A 16,765-nucleotide genomic window follows, 5' to 3' on the forward strand; every position below is an offset into this window, starting at 1 on the left:
ACAAGATTAGCGCTGGTGAAATAACTTTATTATTTTGGGGGTTTGGTTGATGTGGAGAATTGACGTTCTATCAGTTATCTATTGGACTTTTTTTGACTGATTTTGGGGAGATCGGGCGTGGGGAGGTGCTCTATTCGACCGGGGGCTTCTGATTTCATGCGAGACAGGCACATTGATGCCCCTTATGACTCCATGGACTTCTGATTTCGGGCTGAGCAGGCATATAAATGGAATTTATGCGACAGGGCGCACTCGGGTTCAGGCGGGGCGGGCACATATTAATGCTCTCTATGAAACAGATTTTCGATTACTTTCGAGTGTAGGGAGGTGCTTATTCGACCATTTTGGACGGTTTCGCTTTGAAAGAGTATTCTTTTGACCTTCTGTTTTCTATTTTTAATAATATTTCCCAATAAACTTACAAAATATGATGGTAATTTTCTTTTTATTTAGTATAATGGATTTAATTAAAGAAAGGTTGTGGAATATGCCATATAAATCCCGCGTAAAATCTACTGAACTACTTACATTGGAATACCTAAATTATAGAATGAATTTGCCAGGCAAGAATAAGCAGCACTACCTAAATCTGCTAAGGGGTTTTGAAGGAGAGGTGCAATTCGATTCATTGACGGAAAAACTTCAGTGTGACTGCATCATATTAAATGATTTGCTTTTGAAAATAAATAACACCTATTTTCAAATTGATACGATTATTATCACGTCACATACGATTTATATTTTCGAAGTGAAGAATTATGAAGGGGATTATTATTACGGTTACGATGAAGATAAATTTTACAAGATTCCCGATTATGAAATCACTAATCCCTTGCATCAGCTGAGCAGAAGCGAATCCTTACTCCGTCAGTTATTCCTCAAGCAAGGGATCAAACTTCCAATTAAAGCCTCTGTTATTCTCATTAATCCCGGATTCAACTTATATCAAGCACCTCTTTATAAGCCTTTCATTTTTTCAAATCAGATTAACCGTCATTTAAGTAAAATAAATTCAACCCCTACCAAATTGAATGGAAAGCATAAGTTGATTGCAGATAAGTTAATGTCACTTCATATTGAAGAATCTCCCTTTACTCAGCTACCGGATTATAGTTATAACCAACTAAAAAAAGGAATAACCTGCGTAAAATGCAATTCATTTTCTGTAACTTTTGATGGCAGAATGTGTGTTTGTGCAGCATGTGGGCATGGTGAAAAAGAGGTATCTGCTGTAATGCGGGTTGTTAAGGAATTTACGCTCTTATTTCCGGAACTGAAAATTACTACTAGTATCATTCACGAATGGTGTCAGGCGATAGCATCCAAAAAAATTATAAGAAGGATACTCAAACAAAACTTTACGATGACAGGATCAAATAGAGGAGCTTATTTTAAATAGTGTTTTTTTCGGAACTCTTGGATTGGCGAGCAAGGATTGCCGATTTTAATCTTTCTGTTCGATTCATTTGGACGTGAGAGCTGTTCTATGTGACCAGGGGCTTCTGATTTTAGTCAGGTCGGGCACATTGAGTCTTTCTATGTGACCAGGTGCTTCATATTTCAGCCAGGTCGGGCAAATTAAATCTTTCTATGTGACCGGGCGCTCCAGATTTCAGTCAGATTGGGCACATTAAATCTTTCTATGTGACCAGGTGCTCAAGACTTCAGTCAGGTCGGGCACATAGATGGGCTCTCATATACATTTCTCACTCACATTAAATAAGAAAATCCCTCCCAAACCAAAAAGCCCCCCCCACCAAAAGTGAGGAGCTCCTAATTATCAATCAAAATATGGATTTCCTTTCACTCCTACCCACAACTCAGATTGTTCCAGCTGATGGGCAAGCTGTAATAACCGATTTTCTTTGCCTTTCGATGCCATTATTTGTACACCAAGCGGCATTCCATCATCAGACAAGTGAACCGGAACGGATATTGCCGGCTGGCCTGTTAAATTGGCAAGTTGGGTATAAGGGCTATAAGTTAAACTTGGTAAAAACATATCATAAATGATTGCTTGCTGTTCTTTCTTATCTGCCATTAAAATTTGTTCACGAAGCTGTTTCTGCTCTGCCTCGGAATGTGTTAACTCACCAACTTTTGGTGCGGTATAAGCCGTTGCTGGTGTTATATAAAAATCATAGGATTGGTGCAATTCCTCCATCTGAGCTGCAGCTCTATCCCAGGACGTGAGACTCCCGGAATATTCTGCTGCAGAAACAGATTTACCGGCAACATTTAATAACCATGTCTCGATCTCTACATCCTCTGCTGTAATTTCCCGTCCAAGACCCGTTTCCAGCTGACTCACAACAGTAGAGATCTCTCCACTGTTCATCAAAAAGTAATTTTTCATTAATTGAATACCATCTACATTATTATCCTTTTCTTCTACATGATGCCCTTGCTGCTCCAGCCATCTGACTGTTCGCTCCACCGCTCTTTTCGCATCCCTGGAAATCGGTGTGCCTACTGGAGAATCAATCATGTAGGCAATCTTTAAGGCTTTATCAAAGCCATGCTCCATTTCCGATTTATAGCTTCCCGGAAATAACGGCGTCTGGAATGCGGCTTCAGGCTGTACAACCTGCAACAGATCAAGCATTGCAGCACTATCCCGAACACTCCTGCTTAATACAAAATCAATCGAGGCACCCTGCCATTGACGCCCGGCTCCTGGTCCTACCGGTGTACGGCCACGTGTTGGTTTCAGACCAAATAAACCGGAGAAAGATGCCGGGATACGAATCGATCCGCCGCCATCACTTGCACCTGCTAATGGAACAACTCCTGAGGCAATTGCCGTAGCTGAACCTCCACTTGAGCCGCCCGGTGAATAATCCGAATTCCATGGATTTCTTGTTGGACCATAAACTTCAGGTTCAGTAATATTTTTCAAACCAAATTCCGGTGTATTCGTATGTCCCATAAATAAAAACCCTGCTTCACGTAGTTTTCCAACAAGATTGGAATCATGATCTGCAACCGAAGCCTTTAATAGTTTTGATCCAGAAGTCAATGGCTCCCCTTTTAAGCTTTGTGAAATATTTTTCAATAAAGTAGGAACACCTGCGAATGGACGATTCTCTATACTTAACTGATTCGCTTCAGCCAAGACTTTTTCTTTTCTGTTATGTACCACTGCATTTAGTGTTGGATTAACCTTTTCCAATTGCTGAAAACTTAACGCAAGCAACTCGCTCGGTTTTACCTCTTTGCTTCGAATTAATTCTGCCATATCTGTTGCATCCAGTGTTAAATATGTTTGAAGATCCACTGCTACACCTCATTTTATGATATTGAATTAAGTGTAACATTGCATACTTTAAAACACTAAGGAACAGTATATGATTATAGGAAAACAGGGTAAACGGATGGGTAAAACCAAGCGGAATGAAATCTGAAAATAAATAATCTGAATAATTGAAAGCAACTGGTCTTCCTTAAAAATCCCGACCGTGGACAGATGAGCCCAGTAACTCACTACCTAATCCCAGACACAACTAAAAGCACAACTTTCCAATCAAACCACACCTAGCCAAACTCCGCTCTTTTCCGTATCACCCCTTACCATATCCCTCCTTCTTCCACGGGGGATCACCATTTTCATGCAGCTTCTGATTAATTTTGTAAACTGAATATGGTACAACGAAGGCCAGCACTGTACAAATAAATATTAATTTTTGCGGTAAAAACCCCAGCAAAACATCCCACATTTCCCATCACTCTCCTCACTTATGCTTCGACTGGTCGACAACACCATCTGAGCGGACTTGAGCATCCACCGTTACACTCACATTGCTTTTCGCAAAGTAATTCTCACCATGATCCCAGTCTTTTTTTATTTTTTCCCATGTATGATAATGAAATTTTTTTAAATTATCCGCAAAACCAAATATGTCTGCCTCTAGTTCTTTTTGCCCTTTTTTAATCATTTCATCGGCAATTTTCTTCACTTTAGCGGAAATTTCCTTTTCTAAGGCTGTGATTACTCCAGGTTCTTTAAGTATGAATGTCCCAAAGGTTTCCTGGATTTCACCTTCCATATTAATTGTTACAGCTATATCGATGTTTTCAGGATCCTTTGCATTAACTTTAACCCTGCTAGTTGCTTCCCTGATCGAATAGGTTGTTAAATGATCTTTAAAATTAAATTCAATTGTTCCCCCCAGTTTTTCACCAGTTATCAGATGCAATCCAAGCATTTCACTCGGCTTCAAACTTCCAATTAGCATATTAGAATCCCCCTTATAGACAGACCCTCCCACAAAGTTTAACTCCGAGTCGCCACTCGTTACCTCAGGCAACACAAAGCTGCTCTTCGCAAGTAAATGTTCATGAACTTCGCCAACCCTTACCGGCCGCAGTTCACCTGTTTTTATTATACTGTTTTCAAGTATTTGATTGATATACCGAGCAGGCAGCTTTTCATTTTCCGGTTGGATGTTTAAAATATCCTTCGCTTTCTCTTTCGCAATGATCACTTTAATACCCCTGCGTGCATCTCTATTGCGGATAAAAACATCCATAACATTTGCAAAAAGCTGTGGTATAGCTGCAACTTCTTCAGATACAATAACTACTTTTAAATGTTCAAAAAATGGCAGTTTATTTATTTTATTAGCCATCTCCTGGCCAATCGCATAGATACTTTCCCCACTAGCTGATAAATTCACAAATGCCTTTCCACCCCCACCGCTTCCCCCACCGGGAGCACTTAAACCTGGTGGTACAGCAAATTGGTTTGTCATTGTTAAATGGTAATTTCCATTTGTCTTCCCTTCTTCAGCCAAATCAATTGCTATTCCCATAATAAATCCTCTATCCTCAATATTAGTTACATCCCAGCAACCTGTGAGCAGAATGACGGCAAGAAAACAGCTTAAGAGCTTATGCATTCGTTTTATCATTTGGCTTCACCCCTCTTATTTTAGCGATTACGATTAATACAATCGTTGTAATAAAGGCAAATGAAACCATATACGTACCTAGGAAGTCTCCAAATAAAATAATTTGACCGGTATCACGTGGAAATAATGCAATATAGTAAATAACTGGACTTAAAATAAAAATGAGCTGCATTTTCTTCATCTTTTTAAAAATAGAATGCAGTGCCATAATGGCCACATCGACTGCCATTACGGTCGTATTAAAAACACCCATCGTCCAAACGACAAAGAAAATTGCTTCAACTCTTTCCAAAATGCCACCAGGTAGCTCCACTCTTTTTGCCAAATCAATGGTTGGAAAAAGTAAGTGGGATGTAGCAGTATAACCAAATACCATCAGACAAGTTAAATAAATTAATACGTACATTACAATTGGAATCGACATACCGAGCACAACCATTTTAGGGGCTTTTTTTGGCTGGTCAACGAATGCGATATAAAATAAGACAATACTAATACCCATATAGGAAAGACTACTAGTATGTATCCCTTTTAAATATCCCTTAACATCTGTTTGAAACACTGGCAATAAATTAGTTAAATCCAGCCATTTTAGATTCATAACCAACACAATCGCTATAATAAAAATAATGATTGGCAAAAACAGCATATTCAGGCGAAACAAGCCCGCCCGTGATCCTGCAACTGCATAGACGACAACAAGTAAAAATGACAGGGTCACGACCTCGACAGGTGTGTGGTCAAATAAATACTGCTGGGAGATATGCCCAAGTGTACGTATATCATAGGCCGCTACAGAGATAAATAGAATTGCAAATAAAAAAGTGAGTACGATTGCTACTGGCTTTGACACAATTGTTGAAGCGTAGGAGAAAAAGGATTGATGCGGAAAACCAGATGCCAGTTTAGCCATCAACCAAACCATAAGAACACTAATGAGACCACCGATTACTAAAACAATCCATCCATCAGAACCAATCGTATCGACAGAAATACTTCTGGGTAATGAGAGAATGCCTACACCAATCACCATTGATGGAATGGCAATCATTATTTCTTTCCCACCTATCTTCTCATCCCCATATTCGAAAGATCTCATGAATCTTTTGCTCCTTTATTTCCAGATTTAGCGTCCTCTGGCTCCAAAAATTTGGGCCGTTTCGTTAACATCGTCATCGGTGCACGTATCACAAGATCTTTCCAGTCTCTCGCCATTGTTGGGGCAAACGGTGTTGAATATGGTATGCCAAAGCTCTTCAAATTAACCAGATGGATATTAATCATAATGTAAACAAGGATAATACCAAACAAGCCCAAAATTGAGGCAGCTAGCATAAATCCGAAGCGGACGATGCGGAATGTTATACCGATACTGAACGACGGATTTGCATATGCGGCAATCGCCGTCAGTGCAACGACAATTACCATAATCGGACTAACGATCCCCGCAGACACCGCCGACTCTCCTACCACCAGCCCGCCAACGATTCCAATCGTCTGCCCAATCGGGGTTGGCAGTCGAATCCCTGCTTCCTGTAATAATTCCATCGTGATTACCATTAGAAATGCCTCCACGACCGGTGGAAAAGGTACTCCCTGCCTTGATGCAGCGATGGATAATGCCAGTTCAGAGGGAAGCAGCCCTGGGTGTATGGTTACTAATGAAATGTATAATGCTGGAAGAAATAGTGCGATAAAAGCGGCAAAATAGCGTAAAGACCTGAGTAATGAACCGATAAGCCACCTCTCGTAATAATCCTCTGGTGATTTTAAAATATCTCCCAAAGTGACTGGTGCAATTAAAACAAATGGTGTCCCATCCAACAGGATCACCACTTTTCCCTGCAGAAGCCCTGAGGCAGCCTTATCCGCTCTTTCTGTCGTATTCATTTGCGGAAATGGGGATAAGAAGCTATCTTCAATCCATTGTTCTATGAATCCAGATTCAGGGGCATCATCAATATCAATCATTTCTAACCGGCGATTCACTTCTTTAACAATTTTTGGATTAATAACACCATCAACATATGCAACGACAAGACTTCGCTTACTTCGTTTGCCAATTTGATGTGTCTTAAAGCGCAGATCCGGGGTCTGGATAGACCTTCTAAGCAAGGATAAATTTGTTCCAAGGTTTTCAACAAATGCCGCTCTTGGTCCTCGAACGACCGTTTCCGAAATTGGTTGTTCAATCGAACGGGTTTCCCCACCTTTTGTATCCATAATTAAAACGGTTTCCTGTCCATCTAAAAGAAAGACAGTTTTCCCTGAAACAATAGCATTTGCTACATCATCAAGGGTGTTCCCCTTCTCTATCGAAGTAATGGAAATAAATGTTTGATAAATTTCATTGAACAACTCTGTACTTTCCTCAGGTGACTGCCGTTTTACTGATATATCCTGCAAGTTTCCCAATATACTGTCCTGAACTAACTGTCTATCAATCAATCCATCAATATAAACAATGGCACTTGTGATGTTTGCCTCTCCAACCGTAAATTCCCTAATCACTAGATCACCTGGTTGATCTAATAGTTGCTTTAACTGCTGGATATTCGCAGCTAAATAACTTTCCAGTTTTGTTGTTGTGCTTTGTTCATTATTCTTCTGTTTTCCTTGATTTTTTCTTCCCTTAGAAAAAGCACGCCGTGCCATTTAATCCCCTCAAGTCATTTAAATAGTTGCTCTCCTTTGGTTTCCCATTTCTATGTCTCTTTATACAAAAACATTGTGGCCCACAGGTTCCAAACAGACTGTATAAAAATATGTTTTTCCGAGAAACTAAAAATCTATACAGCTATATAGGAGGTAAGGTATCGATGGAATCAAATAAAGAGGTAAATTTAACCGCATCAGAAATAGCTGAAGTATGGGGAGCTTATATGAATGCCAGTCTAACATCTACTGTCCTTTCCTATTTTATAGAAAAGGTGGAGGACGAAGATATTAGCCCTGTTCTGGAGCAGGCACAGACATTATCACAATCACAATTAAAAAAGCTTACCAGTATATTCGAACAAGAAAACAAGCCAATTCCGATTGGCTTTACAAATGAAGATGTAAACCTTGAAGCTCCACGATTATATACAGATAACTACTTTTTACAATATGTTTTCCAAATGGGAATGCTCGGGATGGCTTCGTTTTCAGCTGCTGTAGGTATGTCAACACGAGAAGATATTTATCAATTTTTCTCAGAAGGACTTACGAAGTTTAATGAACTCCATGAAACTGCTCTATCTGTTTCAAAATCGAAAGGATTATACAACAGTCCACCCAGTATCCCTACACCGAAAGAAGTAGACTTCGTAAAAAAGCAGAGCTTCCTAACCGGATGGTTCGGGGAACGCAGACCGTTAACAGCTTTGGAGATAGCCAGTCTGTTTTCGAATATCGTGCACAATAGTCTGGGTGTTGCTACATTGACAGGCTTTAGTCAGGTAGCAAAGTCGAAAGAAGTAACAGAATATATTTCCAGAGGAATGCAGATTGCAAAAAAGCATGTAAACGTGTTTAGCTCCATTTTAAATGAACAAGATGTCCCTGCACCAATGGGGTCAGACTCCATGGTAACGGATTCCAATAATATTGCCCCTTTTTCCGACAAGTTAATGCTGTTTCATGTTACTGGAATGATTGCCCTTGGAATTGGATTCTATGGTCTTAGTATCTCCACAAATATAAGAAGAGACTTAGTAGCAAATTATACACGGCTTACTGCAGAAATCGCATTATACTCCGAAGATGGTGCAAACCTGATGATAGACAATGAATGGCTGGAGGAGCCACCCCGAATGGTCGACCGGGATGAATTAGCCAAATCTAATACAAGAAAGGAATAAACATATGGGAAATCACGAACATATTGAGCTTACAGCTGCAGAAATCTCCACACTTTGGACCGCTTACCTAAGTGACACCATGGGAATATGTGGAATAAAGCATTTTTTAACAAATGTGGAGGATGAACAAATCCGCTCCATTCTTGAGGATACAAAAAAATTTATGGAGGACAATACTACAGCATTAAAGGACTTTTTTAATAAAGAAAATTATCCTATACCACAAGGGTTTACCGAGAAGGATGTCGATTTAACAGCACCGCGACTTTTCTCAGATCGACTTTATTTGGAGTTTGTTTTCAATCTGACAATTATGTCACTCGCTGTTTATAGCGTGTCTTTGTCCGTTGCTGAACGGGGTGATGTCATGGACTATTATGCTGATAATTTAAGAAAAGTAATAGAGCTTCATCTACAGGCAAAGGAATTATCCAAGGCAAAGGGTACTTTTATTCGCACACCACAAATTCCAAAGCCAAACCAGATAGACTTTGTAAAGAACAAAAGCTTTCTGGCAGGATGGTTTTCTGACCGTAGACCACTGCTAGGTGTGGAGATCACCAACCTTGTATTTAATGCAAAACGTAATGCAATCGGCCATGCGATTATTACCGGATTTAGTCAGGTTGCTAAATCAAAAGAGATTCGCAGCTATTTTGAAAAAGGCCGAGATATATCGTTGAAACACATGGAAATCTTTTCGTCTATTTTACATGAGGATAATATGCATGATGGGGCATTATTGTTGACATCAGAGGTAACAGATTCCACTGTCTCCCCATTTTCAGATAAACTAATGACGTTTTTAATTACGACACTGATAGCAACCGGCATGGGGCAATATGGTACCTCTATGTCTGTTAGCCCAAGACATGATTTAGGTGTTCATTACGCCCGTTTAGTAGCAGAAATTGCCAAATACTCCAATGAAGGTGCAAAGATTTTGATTGACCATGGCTGGATGGAACAACCCCCTATGGCAGCTGACAGGAAAGATTTAGCGAAATAGGTCAACTATGGAGACAAAGATAAATAAAAAAAGCAAAAAATTGGAAGCTCTGCTGTGGAGTATTGCTCTTCCCGGGTTTGGTCAATTATTAAATCATAAATATGTAAAAGGATTGCTACTGGTAGGTTTGGAAATCCTGGTTAATGTCATGGGCAATTTTAATCGTATTATTGTATTAAGTTTTAACTTAAAAATTGAAGAAGCAATAGCACAAACAAATTATTTATGGCTCATGTTTTATCCATGTTTGTATTTTTTTGCTATTTGGGATGCTTACAAGGATGCTGGCGGTGGAAAAAGGCCTTTTGCTTATTTGCCACTTGTTTTTTCAGCCTACTTTGTAACAGTGGGCTTAATTTTTTCACCGGGATTCACGATTTTCGGATACTTAATTGGTCCAATGTGGCTGCCTATCCTGTTTTTACCAATTGGTTTAGGTGTCGGTGCATTTATAAGATGGATTTTATTGAATTTATATAAAAAGGAAGCTGCCGGAACTTCCTGATTAGCCTTCAAGACTTGAAATAAGCCTTGAAGGCTATTCCTGTTCCTGGAAGGAAGCTTCGCTGGATGAATGGATTTTTTTAGATTCTTGTACGGGGTAAGGATTTGTATAATAGAACTCCTCTCTACGACCGTACTGACAAAAATATGAGTTAACTGTCCAATAGAACGGATATCTCAACTCTGGAACAGATATATTTCACGGGATCGATGGACGGATACCTTGCTTATTAGAAATATACATTAGCCCACATATAACTAATTGCAGTTTTGCCTTCTTCAATCCCTTCACCTAGCCACATTTTGTTTAACCAATAAGCAAAATTTACTATTTCACATGAATATAAAACAGCCCGCCCTCATAGGATATACGAGCAAATACTATTATCAGATTGGGTAGAACTATATTTTAAGACACTTACATATCCCGCTAATTCCTATAATGAATGGAGTGTTCCTATGAATAAAGAACCCGTATTGGATGTCGAACAATTAAAAACATATTTTTATCTGGATGATGACAAAGTCGCAAGGGCAGTCGATAATATATCATTTTCCATTTATCCTGGTGAAACGGTTGCCCTTGTTGGGGAATCGGGCAGTGGAAAAAGCATCACAGCCCTTTCCGTTATGCAGCTTATTAATAAACCCGGGCGTATAGTTGAAGGCAATATTTTAATAGATGGAGAGGAAATTATTCAATTAAATCCAAAGCAAATGACAAAAATTCGCGGCAATGAAATTGCGATGATTTTCCAGGAACCAATGACAGCATTAAACCCTGTTTATACGATCGGAAATCAAATTACCGAGATACTCAGGAAGCATAAGAAAATGAGTAAAATAGATGCCCGTGACAAAGCTATTAATCTATTAAAGACAGTTGGCATACCAAGGGCCGAGGAAATAATGAAAGAGTACCCACATCAGCTTTCCGGTGGGATGAGACAGCGGGTAATGATTGCGATGGCTATATCCTGTGAACCAAAACTGCTGATTGCCGATGAACCAACTACAGCATTGGATGTAACTATTCAGGCACAGATTCTCGATTTAATGGCAGAAATGAAAGAAAAATATCATATGGCATTATTGCTCATTACACATGATGTTGGTGTTGTTTCTGAATATGCTGATCGCGTAATGGTTATGTATGGGGGTCAGATCGTTGAACATGCACAAACAAAAGAGCTGTTAAGACATACAAAACACCCCTATACCAAAGGCTTGTTGGAAAGTCTGCCAAATATGGACGAAGATGCTGATCGACTGGGAACAATTAAAGGCACCGTCCCCCCTGCATACAATTTTCCGGCTGGATGCCGCTTTTCCGCACGTTGTCCTTTTGTCATGGAAAAATGTAAACAATCAAACCCGGAGCTGGAAGAAATTGAAACAGATCATTTTGTCCGGTGCTATCTTTATGAGAATGAGGGGGAACAGGAATGACTATTCTTTCAAAGGAATCGGCTCAGGATGTACTAGTAGATGTACAAAATGTTAAAAAATATTTCCCGATCAAAGGTGGCATTTTGAAGCGAACTATCGGCCATTTAAAAGCAGTTGATGATGTTTCCTTTCATATACATAAAGGAGAAACGCTCGGAATTGTCGGTGAATCAGGTTCAGGAAAATCAACACTTGGGCGGGTTATCCTCCGTTTACTTGATCCAACTGAAGGAAGCATTCAGTTTAGCGGAACAGAAATTTCCCATTTAAAACGGAGGCATTTTCGTCCATACAGACGTGATATGCAAATTGTTTTTCAGGATCCTTTTGCTTCATTGAATTCAAAAATGAGTGTTGCAGAACTAATTGAGGAACCATTACTCGTGCAAACCTCTCTTACTAGATTGGAAAGAAAGGAAAAAGCAATTGAAATCATTGAAAAAGTTGGCCTTCGTGCTGCAGATCGTCTGAAATATCCACATGAATTTTCAGGAGGACAAAGACAGCGTATCAGCATAGCCAGGGCACTGATCACAAATCCAAAGTTTGTCATCTGTGATGAGCCTGTTTCAGCACTCGATGTTTCCATCCAGGCTCAAGTTTTAAATCTTATGAAAGATTTGCAGGAAGATCTAGGATTAACCTATTTATTTATTGCCCATGACCTGAGTGTTGTTAAACATATTAGTGATCGTGTGGCTGTGATGTACTTAGGGAGAATTGTAGAAATTGCCGATAAACATTCCTTATACAGCAACCCCCTTCATCCATACACACAAGCATTGCTTACATCCATCCCTGTCATTGATACAGATGAAAATCCAGCACCTAAAGAAGAGAAAATCAAGCTGACCGGAGATCTGCCAAATCCGGCCAACCCACCATCAGGATGTACATTCCGAACAAGATGTCCCCTTGCACATGATCGTTGTGCAGTGGAACGCCCTGAATTAACAGAATTAGAAAAGGGGCATTTTGTTTCCTGTCATCTCTATACACAGGAAAAGTAAGGTTTATAAGCAATTCCCTTTCAAAGAATAATTCAAGGAGCTTCGGAATATATACTAATAGATTTAGGAGGTGATCAATGCGTAGCAGGCTGTATTAAAATTAAAATTCATATTAAATTTAAAGGGGGAAATAGTTTGTTTAAGCATTATAAAAATGGTATAGCTATTCTCATTTTGTTGTTTTTGCTTAGTGTTGTCCTGATAGCCTGTAATAGTGATACAGATGAGGCAGAGTCAGAGGAACCTGATAATACGGAAGAAACGGAAGACCCTGTTGAAGAAGAAACAGATGATGGTGCAGAGGAAGAGGAAGAAGAACCAGCAAGTGATGAGCCTCAATCAGGCGGCACACTCACAGGGGCAATGGACACAGCTCCTGCCGGTGTGTTTAACCCAATCTTTTACGAGGAAGCTTATGAAGATAATATTTTAGCCTTTACCCATGAATCACTTCTTAGTCAAAACGAAAACCTTGGATTCGAAGCAAATTTGGCAAAGGACTGGACCATTAATGATGATAATACGGAGATAACGCTAACACTTGAAGAGGGTGTCACATGGCATGACGGTGAACCTTTTACAGCTGAAGACGTTGTTTATACGTATAAAGCTATGGCAAGTCCGGGATATGTTGAAGCAGGTGGAGTTCGAACTGAATATGTTGTTCGATTAGTTGGATATGAAGCATTTAATAGTGGAGAGACAGATGAATTTGAAGGCGTTGTGGTAGAAGATGATTATACCGTTACCTTTAAATATACTGAACCGAACGTTACTATTTTAAAAGATGTAGCCTTCCCGATTATTCCTGAACACATCTTTGGAGACGTTCCAGTCGCTGAAATACCTTCACATCCGGCAACATTAAATGCCGGTGAAGTTATCGGAACAGGGCCATTTGTATTTTCAGAAATGCTTGAACGGGAGCAGTATGTACTAACAAAGAATGCGGATTATTGGAAAGCAGAGCCATACCTGGATCAGATTGTCTGGCGTATTGTCGATCAGTCTGTCATGCTCGGTCTGCTTGAAAACGGTGAAATTGACTTTATTGCCGATCCAAATGGTGTTCCAGCAGCTGACTATGAAACAGTAGCGGCACTTGATCATATCGAGATCATTGAGCAAACCGATTTTGGTTATCAGTTGATGGGCTTTAAAACAAATCACCGAACAGATGCGGATGTTGAAAGTGGAACAATTGAACCGGATAACTGGGTACCAAATGAGGATATGAGTGAACAGCTTGTAAGGCAGGCTTTTGCCTATGCAATTGACCGTCAGGCGATTGTTGATAATTTATTATACGGACATGGATCTGTGATTAACGCACCAATTGCACAGCAGTTCTGGGCATATGATGAAAGTGCGGTAACCGCATATGAATATGATCCTGAAAAAGCGAATTCACTGCTTGATGAAGCAGGCTATGTCGATACAAATGATGATGGATTAAGAGAAACACCCGATGGAGAAGAATGGGTTGTAAACATTAACTATCCAACGGGGAACCAGCTTCGTGAAGCTTCTGCACCAATTCTTGCACAGTTTATTGAAGAAGTCGGGGTTCAGGTTGACCTGAGACAGCCAAAAGAAATGACAGCATATGTGGAAGATTTGACAAACGATAATACCGATTGGGATATTTACTTGATTGGTTGGAGCCTAGGTAGTGGCGATCCGGATCCATCAGGATTATGGAAATCTGAAGCAGCTTATAACTTTGGCCGCTGGAACAATCCGGAATCTGATCAATTAATGCTTGAAGCCATGCAGGCACCGGAAGCCTTTGACCAGGATTACCGTGCAGAGAAATACAGTGAATGGCAGTCTGTCTTCTCTGAAGACTTACCAGCACTTCTCCTGTATGCACAAAATAAAATTTACGGTTTCAACGAACGATTAAATGGCGTTGCTCCAATGCCATATGGGTTCATAAACGACCCTCACTTATGGTGGGTATCTGAGTAACTTTTGATGGAGGAGCGTGCGTTTCTGGCGCATGCTCTTTCTTTTTAAAATGGTAGTTGACAGGCTTTCGGGCCTAGAGAAGCACTCTTCCCGGAATTCTCACCGGTTTTTCACCAAATATAGAGAATAGACAATCCAACACCTATCACCAAAGGGAGGGAGAAAATGTACAAATATATCATTCGCCGCATTCTTGTCTTTATTCCAATGCTTTTTATCTTGACGATTATGGTATTCGGGCTTGCACAATTAGCCCCAGGGGATGCTTTAACAGGGCAATCACTTGCTGACCCGAATGTTGATCCTGAAGTATACGAGCAACAAAGGGAAGCCTTGGGATTAAATGATCCAATACCTGTTCAATATGGTCGCTGGATCAGTTCTGTTGCACAAGGAGATTTAGGTAATTCATTAGTTTTTAACGGACGTTCTGTAGCTGAATTAATTGAATCCCGATTTGCAAACACACTTTATTTAGGATTTTTTTCATTATGTATAACCATTCTCGTGTCTATTCCGATTGGTATTTATTCAGCCAAACGTCCTTATTCTCTACTGGATTATGGCGCAACCGGTTTTGGCTTTCTCGGTCTCGCAATACCAAATTTCTTTTTTGGACTGATTGCTATCTATATCCTGTCAATTAAATTAGGCTGGTTCCCTGCACAAGGAACAATGTCTGCCCCTGGTGTCACTGGTTTTGAAGCATTTATTGATCGTATTCACCATATGATTTTACCTGGAATAACACTTGGATTAGCTGGTACAGCAACATATATGCGCTACATGCGCTCAGAAGTGCTTGATGTGCTTGGAAGTGACTATATTCGAACAGCAAGAGCTAAAGGCATGTCTGACAGCAGTGTCCTCTACAAACACACACTTCGCAATGCGCTTATTCCAATCATTACATTAATGGGATTTGAAATTGGTGTATTGCTGGGCGGCGCAGTAATTACTGAACAAGTCTTTCAATATCCGGGGCTTGGAACCTTGTTTTTAAGTTCAGTCACAAACCGTGATTATCCGGTAGTTATGGCGATTGCCATGATACTTGGCATACTTATTCTGATAGGTAATTTACTGGCCGATATTTTTTACAGTATTATTGATCCAAGAATCCGATACGATTGAGGTGAAATCATATGCAATCAAATCCACAGGAAATACAACCTGAAAATCCGGAAACAAATCCGAATGCAAATAAGGAAAAAAGCAATAGTCCATTTCAATTAGCATTACGCAGGTTTTTAAAAAATAAAATGGCCTTAATCAGTGTATTTATTTTGTTAATCATTATTATCCTATGTATCCTCGCACCGGTATTTACAGACCTGGATCCGGAGAAGACTAATCTTTTATTGATTGAAAAAGGACCAAGTGAGGAGCATATTTTAGGTACAAATGGAATGGGGCAGGATAACTTTTCCCGCTTGTTATATGGTGGCCGGATTTCATTAATTGTTGGATTAAGTGCCATGTTTTTCACACTGGTTATTGGTGTTGTGCTTGGATCAATTGGTGGTTATTATGGTGGAATAATCGATAACATTATCATGCGCGCAACAGATATTATGCTGATGCTGCCGTTTCTCGTGCTTGCTTTGACGATAATGGCAATTGTAGATAAAGTGACAATTGGCTTATTCGTAGCGATTATTGCGTTAACGGCATGGCCAAATTTAACCCGGATTATTCGCGGAATGTATTTATCATTGCGTGAACAGGAGTTTGTTCTTGGCGCACGGGCGATTGGTGCGAGCGATTTTAGAATAATATTCAAACACTTTATTCCAAATGCTATTGGCCCAATTATCGTTAATGCCACCTTAATGATGGCAACCATGATTATTGCTGAATCCGCTTTAAGCTTTATCGGGTTTGGTATTCCACAGCCAACACCGACCTGGGGTAATATGATCTCTGAGGCTCAAAACATAAGAATATTACGTAATCACCCAGAAGCATGGATCCCACCAGGGTTAGGAATACTGGTAACTGTTCTGGCTATCAATTTTATTGGGGATGGATTAAGGGATGCATTTGATCCGAAGAGTAACCGGCGATGAA

General features: G+C 39.9%; 13 protein-coding genes. 9 read left to right on the forward strand and 4 right to left on the reverse strand.

The window, feature by feature from the left end; translation table 11 throughout:
* Positions 1–457: 457 nt before the first annotated feature.
* Entirely contained in the window at positions 458–1,399 is a 942-nt protein-coding gene (locus tag CIL05_RS19970; protein ID WP_439144851.1) for a nuclease-related domain-containing protein, read from the forward strand.
* A gap of 381 nt (positions 1,400–1,780) precedes the next feature.
* On the opposite strand, the gene CIL05_RS19975 is transcribed toward CIL05_RS19970, so the two are convergent.
* The 4 genes from CIL05_RS19975 to CIL05_RS19990 form a co-directional block, all read right to left on the reverse strand.
* Entirely contained in the window at positions 1,781–3,277 is a 1,497-nt protein-coding gene (locus CIL05_RS19975) for an amidase (protein WP_095657300.1), read from the reverse strand.
* 454 nt (positions 3,278–3,731) lie between these two features.
* Positions 3,732–4,910, reverse strand: a complete 1,179-nt coding sequence (locus CIL05_RS19980) for a Ger(x)C family spore germination protein (protein WP_095657301.1) — start codon at positions 4,908–4,910, stop codon at positions 3,732–3,734.
* Positions 4,891–6,009 carry a GerAB/ArcD/ProY family transporter gene (locus CIL05_RS19985; RefSeq protein WP_095657302.1) on the reverse strand — a complete coding sequence of 373 codons (1,119 nt, stop codon included), beginning with the start codon at positions 6,007–6,009 and terminating at the stop codon, positions 4,891–4,893. Before CIL05_RS19985 ends, CIL05_RS19980 begins: the two co-directional genes overlap by 20 nt.
* Positions 6,006–7,565, reverse strand: coding sequence for a spore germination protein (locus CIL05_RS19990; protein WP_095657303.1), 1,560 nt, complete (start codon positions 7,563–7,565; stop codon positions 6,006–6,008). Before CIL05_RS19990 ends, CIL05_RS19985 begins: the two co-directional genes overlap by 4 nt.
* Before the next feature lie 164 nt (positions 7,566–7,729).
* Between CIL05_RS19990 and CIL05_RS19995 the strand changes: the two genes are divergently transcribed.
* The 8 genes from CIL05_RS19995 to opp4C all read left to right on the forward strand — a co-directional run bounded on the left by CIL05_RS19995 (position 7,730) and on the right by opp4C (position 16,764).
* A complete protein-coding gene (locus tag CIL05_RS19995; RefSeq protein ID WP_095657304.1) occupies positions 7,730–8,752 on the forward strand; it encodes a DUF3231 family protein in 1,023 nt (340 codons plus the stop codon).
* Positions 8,753–8,756: 4 nt separating this feature from the next.
* Positions 8,757–9,761: a DUF3231 family protein gene (locus tag CIL05_RS20000; RefSeq protein ID WP_095657305.1), complete on the forward strand. Its 1,005-nt coding sequence runs from the start codon at positions 8,757–8,759 to the stop codon at positions 9,759–9,761.
* 7 nt (positions 9,762–9,768) lie between these two features.
* Positions 9,769–10,266, forward strand: coding sequence for a hypothetical protein (locus CIL05_RS20005; RefSeq protein ID WP_095657306.1), 498 nt, complete (start codon positions 9,769–9,771; stop codon positions 10,264–10,266).
* Between the two features lie 458 nt (positions 10,267–10,724).
* Positions 10,725–11,714 (forward strand): ABC transporter ATP-binding protein, encoded by a 990-nt coding sequence (locus CIL05_RS20010; RefSeq protein WP_095657307.1) that lies wholly within the window; start codon positions 10,725–10,727, stop codon positions 11,712–11,714.
* Positions 11,711–12,724 carry an ABC transporter ATP-binding protein gene (locus CIL05_RS20015; RefSeq protein ID WP_095657308.1) on the forward strand — a complete coding sequence of 338 codons (1,014 nt, stop codon included), beginning with the start codon at positions 11,711–11,713 and terminating at the stop codon, positions 12,722–12,724. Before CIL05_RS20010 ends, CIL05_RS20015 begins: the two co-directional genes overlap by 4 nt.
* A gap of 135 nt (positions 12,725–12,859) precedes the next feature.
* The gene (locus CIL05_RS20020; RefSeq protein ID WP_095657309.1) at positions 12,860–14,695 is read left to right on the forward strand and encodes a peptide-binding protein; all 1,836 of its coding nucleotides are present in this window, start codon (positions 12,860–12,862) and stop codon (positions 14,693–14,695) included.
* A 165-nt stretch (positions 14,696–14,860) separates the two neighbouring features.
* Complete coding sequence (locus tag CIL05_RS20025) at positions 14,861–15,829, forward strand: ABC transporter permease (protein ID WP_095657310.1); 969 nt, start codon at positions 14,861–14,863, stop codon at positions 15,827–15,829.
* An 11-nt stretch (positions 15,830–15,840) separates the two neighbouring features.
* The gene (gene opp4C, locus CIL05_RS20030; protein WP_095657311.1) at positions 15,841–16,764 is read left to right on the forward strand and encodes an oligopeptide ABC transporter permease; all 924 of its coding nucleotides are present in this window, start codon (positions 15,841–15,843) and stop codon (positions 16,762–16,764) included.
* Position 16,765: the final 1 nt, after the last annotated feature.

The sequence above is a fragment of the Virgibacillus profundi genome, assembly GCF_002287375.1.
GTDB lineage: Bacteria > Bacillota > Bacilli > Bacillales > Amphibacillaceae > Virgibacillus_K > Virgibacillus_K profundi.

Excerpts from the sequence above, each read along its gene's own strand:
- CIL05_RS19970 (WP_439144851.1), top strand. The coding sequence starts at position 458 with ATGGATTTAATTAAAGAAAGGTTGTGGAATATGCCATATAAATCCCGC.
- CIL05_RS19980 (WP_095657301.1), bottom strand. The coding sequence starts at position 4,910 with ATGATAAAACGAATGCATAAGCTCTTAAGCTGTTTTCTTGCCGTCATT.
- CIL05_RS19985 (WP_095657302.1), bottom strand. The coding sequence starts at position 6,009 with ATGAGATCTTTCGAATATGGGGATGAGAAGATAGGTGGGAAAGAAATA.
- CIL05_RS19990 (WP_095657303.1), bottom strand. The coding sequence starts at position 7,565 with ATGGCACGGCGTGCTTTTTCTAAGGGAAGAAAAAATCAAGGAAAACAG.
- CIL05_RS19995 (WP_095657304.1), top strand. The coding sequence starts at position 7,730 with ATGGAATCAAATAAAGAGGTAAATTTAACCGCATCAGAAATAGCTGAA.
- CIL05_RS20000 (WP_095657305.1), top strand. The coding sequence starts at position 8,757 with ATGGGAAATCACGAACATATTGAGCTTACAGCTGCAGAAATCTCCACA.
- CIL05_RS20005 (WP_095657306.1), top strand. The coding sequence starts at position 9,769 with ATGGAGACAAAGATAAATAAAAAAAGCAAAAAATTGGAAGCTCTGCTG.
- CIL05_RS20010 (WP_095657307.1), top strand. The coding sequence starts at position 10,725 with ATGAATAAAGAACCCGTATTGGATGTCGAACAATTAAAAACATATTTT.
- CIL05_RS20015 (WP_095657308.1), top strand. The coding sequence starts at position 11,711 with ATGACTATTCTTTCAAAGGAATCGGCTCAGGATGTACTAGTAGATGTA.
- CIL05_RS20025 (WP_095657310.1), top strand. The coding sequence starts at position 14,861 with ATGTACAAATATATCATTCGCCGCATTCTTGTCTTTATTCCAATGCTT.
- opp4C (WP_095657311.1), top strand. The coding sequence starts at position 15,841 with ATGCAATCAAATCCACAGGAAATACAACCTGAAAATCCGGAAACAAAT.